The organism is Candidatus Leptofilum sp., from assembly GCF_965223285.1.
Taxonomy (GTDB): Bacteria; Chloroflexota; Anaerolineae; order Promineifilales; family Promineifilaceae; genus Leptofilum.
Window position 1 is genome coordinate 3182988 of the sequence record NZ_OZ244997.1, and the last position, 19360, is coordinate 3202347.

Genomic DNA, 19360 nt, shown 5'->3' on the forward strand with positions numbered 1-19360 from the left:
AATCCATGCTTTTAATCTTGAGAAGCGGTGCTGAACTGGTCACGGCCACCCCATTCCATCGGGTCGCCGTAGTAACCGAGGGCTTCCCAATCCATACGGCCGTTTTCCCCATGACAGTCGGCACATTGCAGCGCGTTCTCTTTTGGTTGCACCATGTGCGACAAGTTCCAGTACATCAGCGTCGGGGCAAAATCATAGGAGCCGCTGAAAATCATGCCGGTTTCCTGTGCACCCAGTTCGGCCGCCAATGCCCAATCAAACTCTGTCCAGTAGCCGCCTTCGCCCACCGTCTTTGGCTGAATGAGATAGTTATTCACCGTGTCGTAAATCTGGTTGCCCACATGCCCCTTGAACGGCCAGATGCGCGCGTTTGGGTCATCTATATTGCCCAGCGGCTCATTGATAAGCGTCGGCTGGGTGGGATCCATCACATCACCCAACAGGTAGCGGTCGGCCGTGCCGTTGTACCAAGTGTAGTCAGGCATAAATTCGCGCTCGTATACAAAACTGCCCTTGATGCGCAGATAAACATGCGGGTCTTCAGGCACCGTTTCATCCCCGGCGGTAGACCAATCCCAATCCATCTTGGTCGGTTCGCGCAAGGCACCTTCGGGGATATGGCAGGTTTGGCAAGCCACAGTGTCTACATGGTCGTTTATGCGCGCGTCTTCATGCAAGGCACTGCTGTGGCAGTCGGCACACGCAATCTGGTTTTCACTGTCTACGCTCACAGAGATGGCGCGGCCAGAGATTTGATGCTCGTCTGTTTTGTGGCAGGTGACGCATTGAAAGTCGTACCGTCCCATGTGGACGTCGATCTCTTCGGAAGGAAAGTAGAGGCTTTCATCCAGATCGCCATGTTTTACAGCGTTGCCGCCGCCGCCATTGAAGTGGCAGCTCCCACAATTTTGGCGCGTGGGTGAGCCAACGCTTTGCGCCGCCGCCACCAAATCCACACCGTCAGACGGCCGTCCCGCCGTGCTTTTGCTGTATAAACCACTGTCGGCATGGCAGACAAGGCAATCAACATTCAGCTCATTGCTAAAATCATACGTCTCATCTTCCCAGCCGTACCCGGCGTGGCAGCGGGTGCAGCCCGGCTCATTCCCCTGAATGCCGATGCAGTAGTTGTTGATCTGGTTGGCTTTGCCAATGGTGACGGGTTCGTCACGGCCAGGCAGCAACACCGGGTCGCTCTCCCAGGTAAAGTGGACGGTTTCCAACATTTGGTGTCCCGCATCTTCGTGACATTCCAGGCAAACGGCCGTAACCTCTGGCCCCGTCTTAAGTGGACCCTCAATAAGGTCAACATGGTCGGTGTGGGGAATGGGATCATCTATATTGGCCCACGGATCATCCCGCTGTGGCGGTTCATTGGGTATCCAAATAATGATGGGAATGGCGATGAGGAGAAGGGTGGTGATTAAACCAACTATCCAGATATGTTTGAATGTCTTCATCGATTCTCTACTCTTTCGGGGTAGCAAATAAAATCAAAAAATGGCGTGATGAAGTTGCCTTCATTACGCTGGCGAGGTCTGCTTCAATTGATAAATGCCGCAGAAAGCCCCCCGTTCACTGGCTTGGTGCGGGTTAAAACAAAATTTCTAAGCTAATACTGTTGTTTGCCGATCAAGTGAGTCGCGCAAAATCTGGCGCATGGTATTGAGTACGTCAATAATGCGCGTGTCTGTCAAGCTATAAACGACCGTCTGCCCATCCCGCTCGGTTTGTACCAATGCCCGTTGGCGCAGCACCTGAAGATGGCGGGAGACAGTGGGCTGAGGCATCCCCAAATCGTCGGCCAGGGCCGATACGTAGCGGGGTTCACCATGCAGCGCATATAAAATCTGTATCCGCTTGGGATCGCCCAACGCCTGGCAAATATTGGCGTGGAGCAAATCAAGTTCTTCTAGCTGAGGAATGTTCATAAGTTTACCTTATTGCACCTACAAGCATTTGCTTATGCACCTATTCGCTTATGCGAATACATTGAAAGTATAAATGGTGCGCTTTTAGCGCGTTAGCGATGGGTGTCATGTTGTTGTTGTGACAAATGTCACAAGCAAGGTTCTACCCTTGGCGGAAGCGTAAATGGACGGCACCGAGGTGAATCTCGTCGCCGTCGTTGAGCTGGATGCCGTACTCTGGCACCTGGCGTTCATTGACCCAGGTCCCGCTGGTGCTTTGCTCATCGAAGATGCGGTAATGGTTGCCCTCCAGCATCAGGCTGGCGTGCAGGCGAGACATAGTAACGTCTTGTTCAAAGGCGATGTTGGCCTGGTTGGGTGAACGGCCGATTCGCACCACGGCCATGCTCAACGGGATGGGGGAGGAAAGTTGAGACACCGCTTCCAGCAGTTCCAGGTAGGCAACGGTGTGCGTGGGTGTGTAGCTTGCCTGCTGCTCGGCAAACGGTTCGCGGGGACGCTTGGGGCCACGCGGAATGAGACTGCCCAGGTTGGTAAGACGGCCGTTTCGCCACAGCCAAATCAGTACCGCCAGCACCACAATCAGGGCAAAAATGACCAACAAAAAGCGCAGCACCAACCCCAGCAGGCCGCTGCCGGCATCTAACGCTTCAGGAATCTCACGGGGGCCTTCATTTACGGTTATCACCACAATCGGGCTGTTGGCGCGAATGCCCTGGTCGTCGATGATGACCATTTCGACGCTGTTGTTACCGTAGGTGAGGCTGGTCACATCTGCCTGGAAGTTGGTGACATCTTCCACAGCCACGTCATACACAACATCATTCACCTTGAGCTGTGCAGCTGTCAGTTCACGTTCTGTTTCGTCTAGCCAGGAAACGGCCGTATTAAACTGCAGCCGGATCGCCTCATCCAAATTAGGCAAAGACAAAGTGCGGCTCTCTGTGGGTAAATTAATCACCACGCTGGGTAAATTGTTGGGAATGTCCACGGCGGTCTCAGCGGAAATGCTGGAATTGGTAGCCAAACTGACCGTCACTGGGAAGTTGCCCGCTTCCAGTGCCGTAACGGTATAACGAATACGCGCCTGATCGCGGAAGCCGCTAATCCGGTTCCACACAAGGGGGAGATCAGCCGTGTTGTCTAGCTGCACAGCGATGCCGCCCGTTTGGGCTGCTACACCCGCCAAAAAATCCTGGCCAAAGCTGGGCGTGGAGATATTTTCATTGTCCAGCCAAATGGTATGGATAGGGATGCCCAGCTCTAAAGCGCGTTCTACCAGATCATCCTCATCAAAGCGGGTGCTGACCACATCAGTGCCATCGGTCATGAGAACGAGCGAGGCGGCCATTGCCGGGTCTGGTTTGAGGGCAGCCATCTCATCCAGCAAGTTGGTGCTGCTGTCGATGAGTGCGGTTGCTCCGGTTTCTGGCGTGAGCGGGGTGGCAAACAAATTGCGCACGCTGTTAAAAAAGCTCGTTGGCTCCAAAATCTGCTCCGCTTCCGCTGCACCCACCTGGTAAACTGCTACCGAATCCACTTGCTCCATCATATTGCCCGCAGAAGCAAAGTTGGAGATGGCATCTTCCATAAGGGGTAGCTCATCCACCACGCCCGGGGGAATGTCGATGAGGAAGACGGTAAACGTACCGGCTGTGTGGGTTCCCTGGTACTCAATGGGGCCAACCGTACTGCCATTTTGCTGAATGGTGAGGGTTTCCTGGGAGAGATCGAGCGGATTGCCCTGGGCATCACGGCCGTATACGTGCAATTCTATGCTGGGCAAGCTGCTTACATCGCTGTCGGTGATGAATAGCTGTGCAACTTGCAACGCATCCTGAGCCAAGACGGCCGTTCCCGTCAGCAGCAATATTGCCAGTACAAAAATCAACCGCGTCCAACCACTTTTTATTCTTTGCATCATGTGAGCCTATCTCCCTGGATTTACCGTGTTATAATAACAAACCGAGCGCAGAAAGTAAACATAAAATAGCCTACGCGCACCTTGCGGGAAGCCTGCGGAAAGATGGAGAAAAACGTTCAGAACAGAAAAAAAACGAGCCACAGATTTCGCGGATTTTTGGGGTTTTCTAAACCGCTAATCTGCGCAATCTGTCTAATCTTCGGATTATTTCTTTTCCAGTCGGCTGGTGCGCAGGGGGATGTACTGCTGCGGCTGAGCCAACCCGATCTGTCCAATTTCCCAGAGGTAACGGTGAATATTCTAAGCAGCGACGGCCGTGGCGCACCGTTGGCAGAATCTGACCTGACGCGGCTGGCCTTGCGAGAAAATGGCATCCCCATTGCTGACGCTGAGGTGCAGTTTGTTCCTGAAGGCGTAGACATCATTTTTGTACTGGATGCCGACCAGTCGCTGAATATTGTTGACGAGGGTCGTAGCGTGACGCGGCTGGTGACAGTGCAGGAAACGCTGGCACGGTACGCCAGCCGCTTCATGAATCCATCTGGTTTTGACCGCATTTCGCTGCTGGTGCCGGATGCCAGCGGTGAGGCAGGCCAATTTTTGGTGCAGGACAGCGGTTCACCAGAAGCACTGGTGGTAGCCATGGAAACTTACGCGCCCGATTTGCCTGCCGATGCGCCCATCAACGCCATGATGCTGCAAGCGATTGCCCACGCTGCCGAGATCAAGGAAGACGGCCGTTACCAAGCCATCCTCCTACTCAGCGAAGCACGCCGCCTGCCGCAGTTCCTCGATTTCCAAGCATTGGTCGCCGAGGCACAAGCGATTGAGCTGCCGCTGTTCACCGCCATTTTGGGCGCACAGGCCAGCTTCGAGGAAGTAGATGCCGCCGCTGCACTCTACCAACCTACCCGCGCTTTTTACGCCCACGTGCCCCGCCCGGAAGCGGCAGATTCCCTCTTTTTGATTTGGCAGCGGCAGGGCAACCAGGCTCAAATTCGCTACCGCTCGCTGCTGCGACAAAGTGGCAGCTATCCCCTCACCGTCAACATTGGCAACCTCACCGCCAGCACGGAGCTAGACCTGGAGATTGTGCCGCCGCAGATTGAACTGGCTTTGCCCAGTACGGCCGTTCAGCGACAAGGCAGCAGTTCAGACGCACCCTTGCTGGAACTGGAACCAACCACTCTGCAAATTCCCGTTCAGCTTACCTGGCCCGATAATTTGCCGCGCGAGATTACGGCCGTTTCCCTCTTTGTCGATGGCGTGATGCAGCCACAAATTAGCCTCCCCCAACCAGATGATGTCGACGTGCTCAATTTGAGCTGGAATGTACAGTCGGTAGACACCGGTGCTTACCGTTTGCGGGCAGAGTTAAGCGACGTGCTGGGCTACATGGCTGAATCAGAAACGGTGGTGGTGACGATTACGGCCGTTCGCCCTGATCCGCCCACCCCCACACCAGCACCCACCGCCACCCCCAGCCCCGTCGAGCGCGTTACGGCAGTAACCAACCGCGTCAGCCGCGACGACTGGCTGCTTATTTTGGCTGGGTTAGGCTTGCTGGGTCTACTGCTGTTTTTAATTCGCTGGTGGCGACGACGGCCGCCCAAGCTGACGCCACGCCCCCAGCGCGTACGTCCTGCCGATACCGATGAATCGCCAGATGAAGTGGGTGAAACGCTGGTTGCTTCACTCCATTTGGTGGAAGATGCGCCCGGCAACCGGACCGATATTCTCGTCGACCAAGACAATATGGCAATTGGGCGCGACGTTGAAGTGGCGAAAATTGTGTTTGGCGACAACTCGGTAGCGCGGTTACATGCCAGGATTCGGAAGCGGAACGGCCGTTACTACCTGTACGACGAAGGCAGTGCCAGCGGAACCTTCCTGAACCACGACCGTCTCGGCCTCAGCCCGCGCCAGCTACACGACGGCGATGAAATTCGCCTGGGCCGTCTCTTGCTGCGCTTCCACCTGCGCCCACCTGCCGAATCTGAGAAATCTGAAGCCGAACCAGCCAGTGCTGAAGAACCTCACACTTCAGACAGCGAGGATGAGGCTGCTCTTGATTGAACTTCTGGAAGCCAACCCGCTCCTGTTGCTCTTTTTCGTGGTGGCAATTGGCTACTTGCTGGGTCAGATTCGGGTTGGGGGCAACAGCATGGGGGTTGCGGCCGTGTTGTTTGTTGGTTTGGCGTTTGGTGCGCTAGACCCGGCATTGCAAATGCCGCAAATCATCCTCGATCTGGGGCTGGTGCTGTTTGTGTACACCATCGGCTTGGCCAACGGCCCCGGCTTCTTCAGCAAGTTTCGCCGCGAAGGGCTGCGCGAGGTCTTGTTCATTGTCGCTATTATGACGCTGCCTGCCCTACTGCTGTTGGGCATCCACTTGGCGTTGGACCTCACCCCCGCGACGACAGTGGGCATCTTCACTGGCATGTCTAACAACACGCCCGCCCTGGCCAGCGTGCTGGATTTAATTGGGCAGCGGGGTGGGGCCGAAACGGCCGCTTCCGAGGCCGTCGTTGGTTTTTCTGTAGTGTATCCGCTGGGGGTGCTGGGTCGGATGCTGGTGCTGGCCGTTGTGCTGCGCCTCTGGCCCGTGGGTTTCGCCGCTGAAGCATACCGCCTGCGCCACCAATATCCCATCGCCCGCGATTTGCAATACCGCACCATTGAGATTACTCAGGAGCGTGTGATGGAACGGCCGTTGCGCCAGTTGCGCCGAGAAAATGAGTGGGATGTGTTATTCGGCCGTTTGTATCGGGGGGATGAAACCAGCCTCATCAGCAACGACACCCAGTTCCAGCCTAACGACAAAATTGTGGTAGCTGGCACGCCAGAAGCGTTAGATGAAGTTGAAGCCGCCTTTGGCCAGCGCGCCGCCGAAGATTTGCGCCACGACCACAACGTTTACGACAGCCGCCGCCTCTTCGTCTCTAATCCAGACATTGCGGGCAAACGGTTATCAACGCTGAACCTACGCGAAAAGCATGGGGCCATCGTCTCCCATGTGCGGCGCGGCGACGTAGAGCTGCTAGCCCGCGGCGACACTGTGCTGGAGTGGGGCGACCGCATTCGTGTGCTGGCCCCCCGTGAAGAAATCCCCGAACTGGTTACGCTTTTTGGCGACTCGTTTGCCCAACTCAGCCATGTCAATTTGCTCACCGTCGGCTTGGGCATTGCCGTTGGCTGGCTGCTTGGCCTGATTCCCATTACGCTGCCGGGCGGCATCACGTTTCAGTTAGGGTTGGCGGGCGGGCCGCTGCTGGTGGCCCTGGTGTTAGGAGCTTTGCGCCGCACTGGCCCCATCCTGTGGAAGATGCCCTACAGTGCCAACCTGACTTTGCGCCAACTTGGCTTGATCTTGCTGCTAGCGGCCGTGGGTGTACGCTCCGGCACCGCCTTTTTGCAAGCGTTCACCAGCGGGGCGGGCTGGCTCATCTTTGGGCTGGGGTTTGGGCTGATTGTGGTGACGACGCTGCTGGCACTCTGGCTGGGGCACAGGCTGCTGCGCATCCCATTTAGCCTACTGCTGGGCATGATTTCCCCCCAACCGGCCGTGCTGGAATATGCTGAGGACCAAGCGCAAAACCCGCTGCCCGGCATTGGCTACATGCTCATGTTTCCCTTTGCCATCATCATCAACGTGATTTTGGCGCAGGTGCTGCTCATCATTTTGCAAAACTATTTCGCAGGCTAGCTTGACCTTGAAGTTTCGTTCCAAAAAATGCTAAACTGCTTCCGATTTCCATAAAACCGATCAAAACTAGGAGAGTGTAATGCAAACGATCATGTTACGCAGCAATGCGCGTAAAGGCAGCAGTGGCAACACGTTTACGATTGAAGTGCTTGGCGAAAGCGCCATCAAGGATGACATGCGGGAAGCGATTCGCGCGTTGGAACACCACCCGGCCAAAGCCTCCCGGCGCACCCTCATCGACATGCTGGGGCTCATTGAAAAGTTCAATTTCCAAATTCGCCACACAGAACACACGGTGGATGAGAATGGCCTGGAGGAATGGTCGTTTATCTTGCAAGGGTAATGATGTAAGGGCGGTCCGCGAACCGCCCTTACTTGTCCCTTGAAACCCCAAAGAATTACAATCTTTTTAATGCTTAACCGCTTTTTACACTGGTGCCAGCGTCCCCGTCCAGATAAGCCAGCACAAAACGCTTTTCGCTGACAGGCTGAGAATGATGTAGACCCGCTCGCCAAACAGATAATCTGCCCAGCGCCCCACCTTTTTGTATTGCAGCACCATGTTGATGGCAAAAATGTTGAAAAATACAAACAAGATAGGCACGATGGCGTAAACAAAATCGGGGGGCTTGGCGTCGCCAGAGTTTACCGCACCCACAAAGTACAACGTGATAACAATCCAAGGGACAAATCCGGCAATGCAGCCATAAATGAACGCTGTCCAATCGGTCTTTTTGGTCGTCTGGTTGTGCAACTCCATCATGATGCCAAACAGATTCATGGTGGCGTTGAGTGTAAAAATCAGAATCAGCGCACCCAGGTCCCAAATGCCAATCAACATGCCTATGAGCACAATCATCAACGATGAGCTGAGCGCATATTCGTAAAACCGAATCGGGTTCATGCCCTTCTTCAAATTTTCTACATAGCTTTTATAGCCAATGGTAGAAAGATAGAAGTGAGCCACGGCCGAAATGAGCAAGAACGCCGCCACCGCTGGCCCGAAACGAAGCTCGTAAAAAAGCTGCGGGTTAGGGGTGAGAGCAAATGTTTCGGTGTTGAAGCTGAGGTAGTTGGTGAAGATGGGGTAAGTGGTGTCGTTGCTGACAACGATCATGAAGACACCCTGAATAAGGTGTAGAAAACCCATAATCAAGTTAAAACGCTTCAATTTAGTAAATTTTTCATTTTGGCCTTCGGAGGCAGCAGACGTTACCGTCGCATTTTTCGACATCTTTTTTCTCCTTGAATGTGGCAGTTGGGGGGTAGCTCGATCCCAAAAGTCACCTAAGTTGGTAACAATTATAGATTCAGTATAGACCGTTTTAGCGGGTTTACAATAGCTGGTTTAGAACTTCCAACAGGCTTTAGGGCAAAGGTAGCGTGACATACTCACCAGCCTCTGTTTGAAGACGCTGGTCGGTGGTTGGATTGTAGAGGCCGATGCGTAGGCTGGCATCTGGCGGCAGGTCTGGTGGGAGGGGGAGAATATGGTCATCGAGGATGTACTCGCCGGGCACCCAACTGGTAGTGGGTCGGCTCCAGTTGGCGGGTTCGCCGTCGGCCTGACCTAATATTTGGCCATCGGCGTTGACCAGGTGGATGAAAACGCGGTAACTGGTGGGGGTTTCGGCTTCGGCCCGCCATAACAAGGAGATTGGAGATTGGAGATTAGAGACTGGAGATTGCGAAAGGCCAACGAGGGTGATGAGGGGTTGGTTGTTTTGGGAGAATGTGGCGGCTACGGCCGTTTCCATCTCCACCGCCTCAAAAACTCTTTCTGGTGCCGTTATGTCAATCTCGCCTAGGGTGATGCCGTCCGCCACAAATTGGTAGCTGCCGGAAGTGAGTGCCGCAGGCAGGCGCAGCAGATGCTGGCCACGAATCTCGGTTTCAGCAAGCCACTCGGCAGGCGGATAGCTGGGCAGGGTGAACGGCTGCGTCCAGGTGTGGGCAATGGCGTCGTTGGCGTCGCGCAGTTCCAGGTTGAAGGTGTCGCTCGCGGGGTTGCCAGACGGCCGTTGCCAAAAAAAGGTCAGCAGTGCCACGTCGCCGGGAACGGCCGCTTCTCGATCCTGCCGAACTTCTAGCAGCGAAATGCCTTGAATTTGCCCCAACGCCTCCCTCGCTGCGTCAGTTGGTTCTGGTTCGGTAACGGTGATTTGGCCGAGAACGGCCGTTGGCCCCACCACCACCCCGTTCGCATTCAGCAGCGTGATTGGCTGCAGCGTCTCAAAATCAAAAAGCGTTAACACAATGTCGTACTGGCCGGGGGGCGTGCCGCGCAGGATGGTGACCTCGCGGCTGTCCCAGCCCCACTGGCCCGGCTGCCAGGCGCGGGTGTCCGGCGCGTCTTCGTAGAGGCGGGGGCGAAAGGTGTTCAGATCGCTCCAGGTAAGGCCATCTGGCCCCACTAGCCACACGTTGGATTGGTACCGCGCCTGCGGGAAGTCGGTGGCGGTCCAGGCGAGATCAATGTCGAAGAATCCGCCGGAAGGAACGGCAGTCTCGCTCAGGTTGTACCCTGCCAAGCGTAACTCAGCGGCTTGGAGAACGGCCGTGTGCGCCACCTCTGGCCCCGCTACCCGTCGCAGTGGGCTTTCCACGTTATCGAGGACCAGTTTACCTGTAATGAGGAGGAGAGCGACGGTGATCAGTGGCCAGTAATCCGTAATCCGTAATCTGTAATCTGTAATTAGTAATCCGTTTACCGAAAACCGCTCACCAATAACCGCTGGCTGAGTTTTTATCAAAACAAGCAGCACTACCAAAACTCCAGCCAGTGAGAGTAGGCTCAATCCCAGCAAAATGGTGCGGGTGGGGGTGGATTGCCAGCGCACGGCGATTTCGTGGCTACCTGCGGGAACCGGGAAGGTGATGAGACCGCTGGGGTCTTCGGGGGTGATGACGACGGGTTTGCCATCCACCGTTGCCGCCCAGCCGGGAAAATCAAAGGAGAGGTAACGGGCGGTGAATGGTTCCGGGCTGTTGATTTGGGCGGTGACGGCCAAGTTGTGATATTCAATAGCTTCAACTTCAACAGTTGGCGGGAGAACCAAACGCTGCGGGGTTTCATTGACCAGGTAGTTGGCTTGTAGGGGGGATGCAGACGGCCGTTCCTTCACCGTGCGTGGGAAGTAACTGCCCTCCGGGTCCACCCCCACCAGCCCTGTCTCCCGCTCGTACTGGTGTACCGTGTTAATCGTGGGAAATGGTTCTTCCGCACAAATATTTGGATAAACCGTCGGCATTGCCTCCAACACCAACAATCCCACTGCCAAAGCAACAAATAGAGCAGCCCAATCCCCGCTCTGCGCCTCTGCCCGGCCTGTGGCCGCACCTTTGCGTTGAAAAAAGGAAAAAGGCAACCCTGCCAAAAACGCCAACGGCAGCGCCGCCCGCCCCACAAACCGCCAGGGAAACTGCACAAAATCAATCAGGGGCAACCCCTCCCAGATAAATTGGGAGATGGGCAGAGACATGAAGAGGAAAACGGCCGTACCCAACACCATCAACCACAGATGAAATTGAATTTCTTTGGGAGATTGGTAATTGGAGATTGGAGATTGGGTTGAGCCGCCAATCTCTAATCTCCAATCGCTAATCTCCTTTCTTTTGAAAATGGCCAACGCCACACCCAACACCGCCAACCCCAGCGGCACCCAACCCAGCCGGAACGGCAGCGGCGGATTCAACAGCGAGGGGTCTTCTGGCGCAACGGGTGCCAAAATTTCGGCGGCGGTGGTGAAGTTGAAGCGAAAATCGTTGTTGCGCGTGGTGGTCGATTGCTTGAGCGTGACGCTGTTTAGCTCTAGTAACGCCCCGCCAGTGTAGAAAATCGTCGTGCCCAGGCCGAGGCCAAAGAGCAACGTCAATCGCGCCAGCCAAATACGCCAACTGAGACGGTGCAGCCAGGCCAGCGCCAGCAGGTAGACGCCCAGCGTCGGCACAAAAATGAGCATGGAGATGTTGTGGCTAAAGCCGAGGAGAATGAGACCGAAAACGGCCGTGCCAAACCACCGTGCCTTCCCCTCCAACAGCCACCGCCGCCCGGCCCACAGCAGCAGAGGAAAGAGCGGTAACGCCGCCGACTCTGGCGAATTGCCGCGAATCAGCGCATCCACCAGCACGTAAGGCGCAGCCATGTAAGCCATCCCGGCCACCAGCCCGCCCCAGCTGCCTAAAATGTCGCGCACCCACAAAAACATGAACCAGCCGCAAGCCAAAATAACGATTATGTAAAATAGATTGCTGGCGGCAGGCAGCGGCAGACCCAGTAGATGGGGCCATAAGACAGCGTAAAGCGGCAGCGGCTCCCGGTAGACAAAAAAGGGATAGCCGTAGCCAAAGGCCAGATCGGGCAACCAGCGGGTAAACAACAGACCATTTTCCCAGGCGTAGCGCATGGCGGCAACGCGGTGGTAGTGTAGATGGCCGTCGTGGGTGCAGGTAACGGCCGTCCACCTCAGCAGCGGCGTAATCAGCGGGAAGCCCCACCCGGTTAGCAGTAAAAATGGCCACCAGTTGGTGACGCGCTCACGAAATTTCGTCATAAAAATCAATAGGTCTAGTAGGGGCAAGCCCCCGTGCTTGCCCACAACGGGCAGACCCCTGTGTCTGCCCCTACCAACAATTTTATCAAAGGCGAACCAAGTGTAATCCACAACAGTATGACTGCCGAATGTGTTGAATCTTGTTATACTTTTGCCTCACACACACAAGTCTGAATTTGCAGAGATTAGCGATTGGAGATGAACAATCTCTAATCTCCAGTCTCCAATCTCCCCAAAAAAGAGGAAACCCACTATGGCAATTATGAACCGGCAAGACGGCCGTCGCCCCCACATTCTCATTTGCGATCCCATCCACGAAGCTGGCATCCAAATGCTACAGGCACAAATGTATGTAGATGTCAAAACCGGTCTAAACTCTGACGATCTGCTGGAAATTGTCCACGAATACGATGGGCTGGTCGTTGAAAACCAGACCCCCGTCACGGCTGATCTCATTGACCATGCGCTGAATTTGCGGTTGATTGGCCGGGCCGGGTCTGGCTTCGACCAAATTGACGTGCTCCACGCCCAGGAAAAAGAAATCGCCGTGATCAACTGCCCCGATGCCAACACGTTGGCGGTGGCCGAACACACAATGGGTCTGCTCCTCTCACTAGCGCGCCGCCTGCCCCGCGCCTACAGCAGCCTCATCTCTGGCCGGTGGGATGCCGACCAGCTAATGGGTACAGGTTTGTCTGGCAAAACGTTGGGGATTGTGGGATTCGGCCGTATTGGCCGTGAGGTGGCCATCCGCGCCGAGGCGTTTGGCATGAAGCTTTTAGTGAACGAGCCATCTGTTACCCCGGAGCTGCGGCTGCAAGAAAAAATCCAGCGGGTTGATTTGATTGAGCTGCTGGAACGTTCTGATTTTATTAGCCTGCACGTGCCGCTGCGGCCGGAAACGCGCCACATGATTGGCGGTACTCAGCTAAGTCGCATGAAGAAATCAGCTTACTTGATCAACACGGCACGGGGTGGCCTCATCGACGAGGCGGCACTGCTGGCGGCATTAGACGAAGAGCGCATTGCTGGCGCAGCCTTGGACGTATTTCAGTCTGCCCCCCAGCCTAATCGCGCGCTGATAGAACATCCACACGTCATTACTACGCCACGAATTGCCGCCAGCACCGACGACGCCCATTTGGCAGCATCTATTACGCTGGCGGAGCAAATCATTGAGTTTTTCCAGGAGGTGGAAGTGAGTTCGGTGCTGCCGCTGCGGGTGGTGCCAATGGACAAGGTGATGCCCCATGAACATTTTGACCAAAAGAGGGTGGACCGTCTGGCGGGACGGCTGGAGCAGGATGGCGTACTGGGCAATCCGCCAGTGGTGATTGAGAGTGAAGACGGCCGTTACATTGTCCTCGATGGGGCCACTCGTACCACCGCCATGAAACAGATCGGCTACAAGCACGGCATTGTCCAGGTCATCTCTACAGAAGATGGGCTGGGGCTGCACACCTGGTACCACGTCATCTGCAAGATTCGGGTCAATGAACTGCTAGCCCTGCTGCGCACCCTGCCAGACATCACCATGCAGGAAACCGACATCGAACGTGCCGCTGACGAAATGTTTGAATATGGCGGCCTTTGCTACATTCAGCTCATCGACAACCGCGTCTTTTTAATTTATCCAGCACAAGGAGTGAACCGACTGGAGGCCTTAAACCAGTTCACCGAAGCATACATTGACGCCGCTGGGCATGTGGATCGCACCCTCAACGATAATATTCTCAGCCTGAAAAATGAGTATGAGGAGCTAGCTGGTGTGGTGATTTTTCCCGAATATACGGTGACTCAGGTGATGCAAGCGACATTGTCAAGCGGCCGTTTGTTCCCGGCAGGTATTACGCGCTTTATCATTCCTGGCCGCATCTTGCGCCTCAACGCCCCGCTGTCCGTGCTCAAATCTGATATGTCCCTGCGCGAGAAAAACCGCTGGCTGCACGAACTGCTCATAGAAAAACAAGGCAAAGGCGGCATCCGCTTCTACGGCGAGCCAGTCTATTTATTGGATGAATAAATTCTGGGGCTAAAAACGGACGCGGACGAGCGCGGACAAGCACGGATTTAAACCTAATTTTTCCGCGTTCATCCGCGCTCGTCCGCGTCCCATTCCTTTGGTTAATCTGTATAATTAGCTCGATTGCATAACAAACAGTGGCGGAAGGGGAAAGATGGAAACGAATATTAGGCTGAAACATCGAGACATTACCGGGGTGGTCCTGAATGTGTTTTATAAGCGTGTGTATGCAAAATTGGGGTATGGCTTTCTGGAGAAGGTTTACGAAAATGCAATGGCCCACGAGCTGCAAAAGAGTGGTTTGACTGTGGTGCAGCGGCAAAAAATTGAAGTGTTTTATGATGGCAAAGTGATGGGCGAATATTTTGCCGATCTGGTTGTAAGCGACAAAGTCATTGTGGAAATAAAAGCGGTGGAACAGTTGAGCCACAGGCATGAAGCCCAACTGCTCAACTATTTACGCTCCACCCAGTACGAGGTTGGTTTGCTTATCAACTTTGGCCCTAAAGCCGCCCATTGCCGCAAAGCATTCGACAACAAGCGCAAAAACCCCACCTGGAAGCCATAAAACTTCCGCGTTCATCCGCGTCCGATTTTTATGAGTCCTCGTCAAATTGGGAAAGGAAGATAGCATTGACCTGGTCTATGTAGGCCAAATCCACGTTTGGGGATGGCAGGATGCTTTGCGGCACATATTGGCGGAAACGGTCAGTGGCAAAGTGGATTTGCTCGTGCATGTACGGGGCCTGGAAGGCAATACGGCGGTTGATCTTTTTCTCAATGGGGTTCATTGATTCTACTTCAAACTGCTCAGACTGCACCAGCTTTAAGCCGCTCATGTTTAGGCTTCTCACCAGGGCCTGATGCACCTCTTGGATGGTAGGGGGCTGCTCATTGACAATGTTGAACAAGTTGGTTTGCTGTGCGTCTAGCTGGGTACAGTGCGCCAGGTAGACCATGCCATCGACCACAAAGTCGATGGGCACCAGGTTGAGTGGGGTATGCGGATTGCCGAGGAGTCGCGTCTGTACGTTGCCATTGAACTGGCTTCCCTGGCTGCGCTCTAAAACTGTCCGCAGACGGCGGCATTCGGTGAGTACCTGATAGTAGCCGGAATTGCACAGCACGGCCGTTTCCGGTGTGCCAATCACAATCGAAGGACGGAAAATTGTTGCCTCTAGCCGCCCATCCTGCTGATATTGATCCACCAGCCGCTCGGCACTGTACTTGGACCATTCATAAATGGAGCGGAAGCCAGTGATGTTGCCAGGAATGCGTTCGGGAACGGGGTCGTTGAACTGGCTGCCGAGGCAGTACGCGGTGCTGATGTAGAAAAAGCGAGGCGGGGTGTTGGCGGCGTTGATCTGGCAGGCGAGATCAAGCTGGTGGCGAGTGCCTTCGATGTTGGTGGCTTCAACCAACGGCCGTTCCCGCTCCTTAAAGTTAAAAATAGCCGCACTGTGCCACAGCTCATCAATTGGGCCACTAAACTGGGCGCGAATGCTGCTGGCTAACGATTCCGCAGAATCTTCAACTGTGCCGGGGATGGGGATGAGGTTGGCTAACGTTTCCGGGGGAAGAGGGCCGACTTGGGTAACGGCCGTTTCTATCCGCGCCTGAACAGAGTTTCCTTTTTTCGGCCGTACTAGGGCCAAAACAGTGTGTCCATCTGCCAAAAATCGGTGCGCCAAATGGCAGCCGACATAGCCCGTGGCTCCGGTAATAAAAATTGTTTTTGCCATAAACTTCTTTCCAAAATTGTGCGGTTCTTCGCGTGTTGTTGACGGCTTATGATAAGCACAGCCTATCATAAACGGCTCTTGCAATTCCAGACACTTATACAAAATGATGCGGGTGCGATTACTTTTTTATGTAACACACAAGACTACAAAAGTCTGGCCTCGCAAAGCTGCCGATGCAGACGTGAAGACTTTTGTAGTCTCCTACACAACTTTTAACCGCACCCTAATAAGGCGAGCCTGCCATGTGAAGAAATGCCAAACGGGGTAAAAAGTTACGGAAATCGGGAAAGTGAGGCGAAAATTTCTGAATCTAAGCAAATCCCCCAAGCCAAAATGTTTGATTTGTGGCAAGGGGTGTGTACGGCACGGGGACGGCCGTTTACGCCCAACAAATGCCCCCACATAGTTAGCAAATCACACTGCCGAAATTTCAACAACGATTCGCCGACTCCCCTGCCCACGCAGCCGCCCTATCCATTGAAAGAGGCGAAAAAACAGGCCATACTTTTTGGCCAACCGCTGCTGCATGATTTTGTCATCCTCAGACGCGTCCAGAATGTGGGCCTGCGCCGTAAACCAGTCGCCGGACGTGTTCCCTCTCGCATCACTTTTGGCGAGACGCACCTGGCTGTTGTTGCGAATCCGCTTCACCTTCCAGCTATCCTCTTGCGTCCACACGTACAGCTTATCCCCTTCCCCCACTACCCAAACGGGCGTTTTGACCCCCTGCCCATTTTTGCGGAAGGTTTCCAGCGAAATATATTGTTCTTTCCCTAAATCGATCAGTGATGCCACAGTTGCTCCTTCTTCAAGTCAATTTTGACTTGATTATAGCCATGGTTGTTGGACATAAAATGAGATTTGGTCTAATTTTTTGCTGGGGTAAGCAAGATAACAGGAATGCGACGGCTGGTGCGTCGTTCATAGGCAGCATAGCCGGGGTATGTTTCTAGCGCAGCTTGCCAGCAGGCGGCGCGTTCATCGCTGTCCGTTTCACGCGCCAGGTAGGTTTGGGAACGGCCGTCTCGCGTCACGGTCACTTCAGGGTGGGCCACAATGTTGTAATACCAGGCCGGGTTTTTCTGCTGCCCCCAATTGGAGGCAATAATGACCAACTGATTGTCGGCAAAGGGAATGGCTAACAGCGGCACCGTGCGTGGCTGGCCACTTTTGGTGCCAATCGTGGTCAGGTTAAGAACTTGCAAACCGGCCAGGAGGGTCGTGGCGGTGGCACGGCCGTTGCTCATCCTCAGCACCAGCCTATCTAAATGGTGCATCGTCCGGGCCATAATTTGCGCCCCCACAGCGGACATCGCAATGCGGGTGTTGATCTTTTGCAGCAAACTCTTGTTCGAGGACATGCGCCAATTTTACGCCATATGCCGTAAAAACACAGACCCGGTAAAATCTTCGCCGACAAATATTTTTATATTCCCCGAAAAGATTTCAAAAGTCTTCCTAGCAATTTTGCTAAGTACATCGTTAAATAAAAGAACTAAAAATCTTGTTGATGAGCAAATAGTTCGATAAGCTGGAAGGATGAAAAAAGAACATGTTACCCTCAGTGAAGCAGATCGAGCTTATTTGCAAAACTTGATCAAGAAAGGCAGTTTACCCGCCAAAACCTTTAAACGAGCAACCGCCCTCATCGAATTAGATCGAGGTCGAACCTTTACAGAAGTTGCAGCCATCGTTGGTGTCGTTATCCAAACCGTATCAACCTGGGCCAAAAAATATCAGGATTCAGGGTTGGCTGTCTTAACCGACAAACCAAGGCCAGGCCGCCCAACCGTCATTGACGGACTGCAACGAGCCAAGATCACAGCATTGGCTTGCTCTGACCCGCCAGCAGGATAGGAGAAATGGTCATTGCGGCTATTAGCTGACAAAGCCATCGAGTTGGAATTAGTCGAGACCATTTCCTATGGGGAAGTGCGACTCATTCTCAAAAAAACGAACTCAAACCGCACCTGAAACGATATTGGGTAATTGGCAAGATAACCAGTCGGTTTATTGCCAAAATGGAGCGCATTCTTTGGCTTTATGCCTTGCCTTACAATCCGCTTTACCCGGTTGTCTGCTTTGATGAACGACCCTGTTTTCTCATTGATGATGTGATGCAACCCATTGCTATGCAGAATGGCAAGGTGCGTAAAGAACATTATGCCTACGAAAAAAATGGTTCCTGTGCGCTCTTAGCTGCCATTGAACCATTGACTGGCAACCGCTTGGCGCAAGTGCATCGCCAGCGTACCAAAAAGGAGTTCACCCTGTTTTGCCAAGCCTTAGCAGCCGCTTATCCAGATGCGATCAAGATTCGTCTGGTCTTGGACAATCTGAACACACATGATGAGAGTGCTTTTTACGAAAACTTGCCTGCAGACAAGGCGTTTGCTTTAGCGCAACGATTTGAATTCAATTTCACGCCGAAATCGGCCAGTTGGCTAAACATGATTGAAATTGAGTTTTCAGCACTGACGCGTCTTTGTCTTAATCGTCGGATTCCGACCATTGAGAAACTAGAATCGGAAGTGATGGCATTGATCCCTGAGCGAACGCAAAAACGCATCAAAATTAATTGGCAGTTTTCCATCAAAGATTGCCGCAAAAAGCTAAATGCTCGTTATTCGGTTGTTAATGAGGCAAATTCTAAATTCAAGAAAGCTTAATACTTCTTATTTAACGGTGTACTAAGATTAACAGGGGGCAAAGACTTTTGAAATCTGGATCACGTAATTGGGAGCAAACATGAACCAGCTACAAGCAATTATTTTTGATATGGACGGCCTGATGGTGGACAGCGAGCCATTGTCCCAGCAGGCGTGGGATGAATATTTACGGCCGTATGGTCACCAACTCACCGAAGAAATCGTCAGCAACATCATTGGGCTACGCGCCGATGTCAGCACACCAACCATCAAGGAACTGTTCAACCTGCCAGAGCCAGTGCCAGTTATTATAGAAAAGCGCGCGGCCATTTACAGCCAAATTCGGGCCAACGGTGTGCCCATAATGCCTGGATTGCACGAACTTCACGCCGAAATCGCCCGCCGCCAACTTACCTGGGGCGTTGCCACCTCCAGCCCGCGTCACCACGCCCAAGAAATCTTGCAGCAGCTTGGCTTGCTAGACCGCTGCCAGGCCATCGCCGCTGGGGGTGAAGTGACGCACGGCAAACCCCAGCCGGATATTTATCTACTCGCCGCCGAGCGGTTAGGCATTCCGCCCCAAAACTGCCTGGCACTAGAAGATTCTGGCCCTGGCAGCCTGGCAGCTACCCGCGCAGGCATGACCACCATCGCCATCCCCAACGCCCAAACCCAAACGGCCGATTTCAGCCACGTCCACCATCGCTACAGTTCCCTGCACGATGTGCTGGCTAACCTGGATCAGTTCTTTGATTAAGTCGAATATTGGCCACAGAGTTCACAGAGAGTTTAGAGGCAAAGGTTCATTTCTCAGATTTCTCTTTTTCCTCTGT

General features: G+C 53.8%; 16 protein-coding genes. 8 read left to right on the top strand and 8 right to left on the bottom strand.

Annotation, left to right across the window (positions count from 1 at the left end):
- Nucleotides 1-11 precede the first annotated feature (11 nt).
- From ACOQPU_RS14440 to ACOQPU_RS14450, 3 genes are all read right to left on the bottom strand, one after another.
- Nucleotides 12-1460: a tetrathionate reductase family octaheme c-type cytochrome gene (locus ACOQPU_RS14440; protein ID WP_420640535.1), complete on the bottom strand. Its 1449-nt coding sequence runs from the start codon at nucleotides 1458-1460 to the stop codon at nucleotides 12-14.
- A gap of 147 nt (nucleotides 1461-1607) precedes the next feature.
- Nucleotides 1608-1931: an ArsR/SmtB family transcription factor gene (locus ACOQPU_RS14445; RefSeq protein ID WP_420640536.1), complete on the bottom strand. Its 324-nt coding sequence runs from the start codon at nucleotides 1929-1931 to the stop codon at nucleotides 1608-1610.
- A gap of 142 nt (nucleotides 1932-2073) precedes the next feature.
- Nucleotides 2074-3855 carry an FHA domain-containing protein gene (locus ACOQPU_RS14450; RefSeq protein ID WP_420640537.1) on the bottom strand — a complete coding sequence of 594 codons (1782 nt, stop codon included), beginning with the start codon at nucleotides 3853-3855 and terminating at the stop codon, nucleotides 2074-2076.
- A 291-nt stretch (nucleotides 3856-4146) separates the two neighbouring features.
- On the opposite strand from ACOQPU_RS14450, the gene ACOQPU_RS14455 reads away from it, so the two are divergent.
- The 3 genes from ACOQPU_RS14455 to ACOQPU_RS14465 all read left to right on the top strand — a co-directional run bounded on the left by ACOQPU_RS14455 (nucleotide 4147) and on the right by ACOQPU_RS14465 (nucleotide 7904).
- Nucleotides 4147-5931, top strand: coding sequence for an FHA domain-containing protein (locus ACOQPU_RS14455; protein ID WP_420640538.1), 1785 nt, complete (start codon nucleotides 4147-4149; stop codon nucleotides 5929-5931).
- Nucleotides 5924-7561 (top strand): aspartate:alanine exchanger family transporter, encoded by a 1638-nt coding sequence (locus ACOQPU_RS14460; protein WP_420640539.1) that lies wholly within the window; start codon nucleotides 5924-5926, stop codon nucleotides 7559-7561. Before ACOQPU_RS14455 ends, ACOQPU_RS14460 begins: the two co-directional genes overlap by 8 nt.
- 79 nt (nucleotides 7562-7640) lie before the next feature.
- Nucleotides 7641-7904, top strand: coding sequence for a hypothetical protein (locus ACOQPU_RS14465; protein WP_420640540.1), 264 nt, complete (start codon nucleotides 7641-7643; stop codon nucleotides 7902-7904).
- 84 nt (nucleotides 7905-7988) lie between these two features.
- Here the strand turns inward: ACOQPU_RS14465 and heR are convergent, their stop codons facing one another.
- Complete coding sequence (gene heR / locus ACOQPU_RS14470; RefSeq protein ID WP_420640541.1) at nucleotides 7989-8795, bottom strand: heliorhodopsin HeR; 807 nt, start codon at nucleotides 8793-8795, stop codon at nucleotides 7989-7991.
- A 133-nt stretch (nucleotides 8796-8928) separates the two neighbouring features.
- Nucleotides 8929-12114: a hypothetical protein gene (locus ACOQPU_RS14475; protein WP_420640542.1), complete on the bottom strand. Its 3186-nt coding sequence runs from the start codon at nucleotides 12112-12114 to the stop codon at nucleotides 8929-8931.
- 253 nt (nucleotides 12115-12367) lie between these two features.
- On the opposite strand from ACOQPU_RS14475, the gene ACOQPU_RS14480 reads away from it, so the two are divergent.
- Together ACOQPU_RS14480 and ACOQPU_RS14485 are read left to right on the top strand one after the other, a co-directional pair.
- On the top strand, nucleotides 12368-14137 hold the full coding sequence (locus ACOQPU_RS14480; RefSeq protein WP_420640543.1) for an NAD(P)-dependent oxidoreductase: 1770 nt from the start codon (nucleotides 12368-12370) through the stop codon (nucleotides 14135-14137).
- Between the two features lie 154 nt (nucleotides 14138-14291).
- Nucleotides 14292-14705 carry a GxxExxY protein gene (locus ACOQPU_RS14485; RefSeq protein ID WP_420640544.1) on the top strand — a complete coding sequence of 138 codons (414 nt, stop codon included), beginning with the start codon at nucleotides 14292-14294 and terminating at the stop codon, nucleotides 14703-14705.
- A gap of 28 nt (nucleotides 14706-14733) precedes the next feature.
- On the opposite strand, the gene ACOQPU_RS14490 is transcribed toward ACOQPU_RS14485, so the two are convergent.
- The 3 genes from ACOQPU_RS14490 to ACOQPU_RS14500 form a co-directional block, all read right to left on the bottom strand.
- Nucleotides 14734-15879, bottom strand: a complete 1146-nt coding sequence (locus tag ACOQPU_RS14490) for an SDR family oxidoreductase (protein WP_420640545.1) — start codon at nucleotides 15877-15879, stop codon at nucleotides 14734-14736.
- A gap of 414 nt (nucleotides 15880-16293) precedes the next feature.
- A complete protein-coding gene (locus tag ACOQPU_RS14495) occupies nucleotides 16294-16674 on the bottom strand; it encodes a PPOX class F420-dependent oxidoreductase (protein ID WP_420640546.1) in 381 nt (126 codons plus the stop codon).
- Between the two features lie 71 nt (nucleotides 16675-16745).
- A complete protein-coding gene (locus tag ACOQPU_RS14500) occupies nucleotides 16746-17240 on the bottom strand; it encodes a nitroreductase family deazaflavin-dependent oxidoreductase (RefSeq protein WP_420640547.1) in 495 nt (164 codons plus the stop codon).
- 178 nt (nucleotides 17241-17418) lie between these two features.
- On the opposite strand from ACOQPU_RS14500, the gene ACOQPU_RS14505 reads away from it, so the two are divergent.
- From ACOQPU_RS14505 to ACOQPU_RS14515, 3 genes are all read left to right on the top strand, one after another.
- On the top strand, nucleotides 17419-17736 hold the full coding sequence (locus ACOQPU_RS14505; RefSeq protein ID WP_420640548.1) for a helix-turn-helix domain-containing protein: 318 nt from the start codon (nucleotides 17419-17421) through the stop codon (nucleotides 17734-17736).
- A 140-nt stretch (nucleotides 17737-17876) separates the two neighbouring features.
- Nucleotides 17877-18548, top strand: coding sequence for an IS630 family transposase (locus ACOQPU_RS14510; protein ID WP_420645815.1), 672 nt, complete (start codon nucleotides 17877-17879; stop codon nucleotides 18546-18548).
- A 79-nt stretch (nucleotides 18549-18627) separates the two neighbouring features.
- Nucleotides 18628-19284 (top strand): HAD family hydrolase, encoded by a 657-nt coding sequence (locus tag ACOQPU_RS14515; RefSeq protein WP_420640549.1) that lies wholly within the window; start codon nucleotides 18628-18630, stop codon nucleotides 19282-19284.
- Nucleotides 19285-19360: the final 76 nt, after the last annotated feature.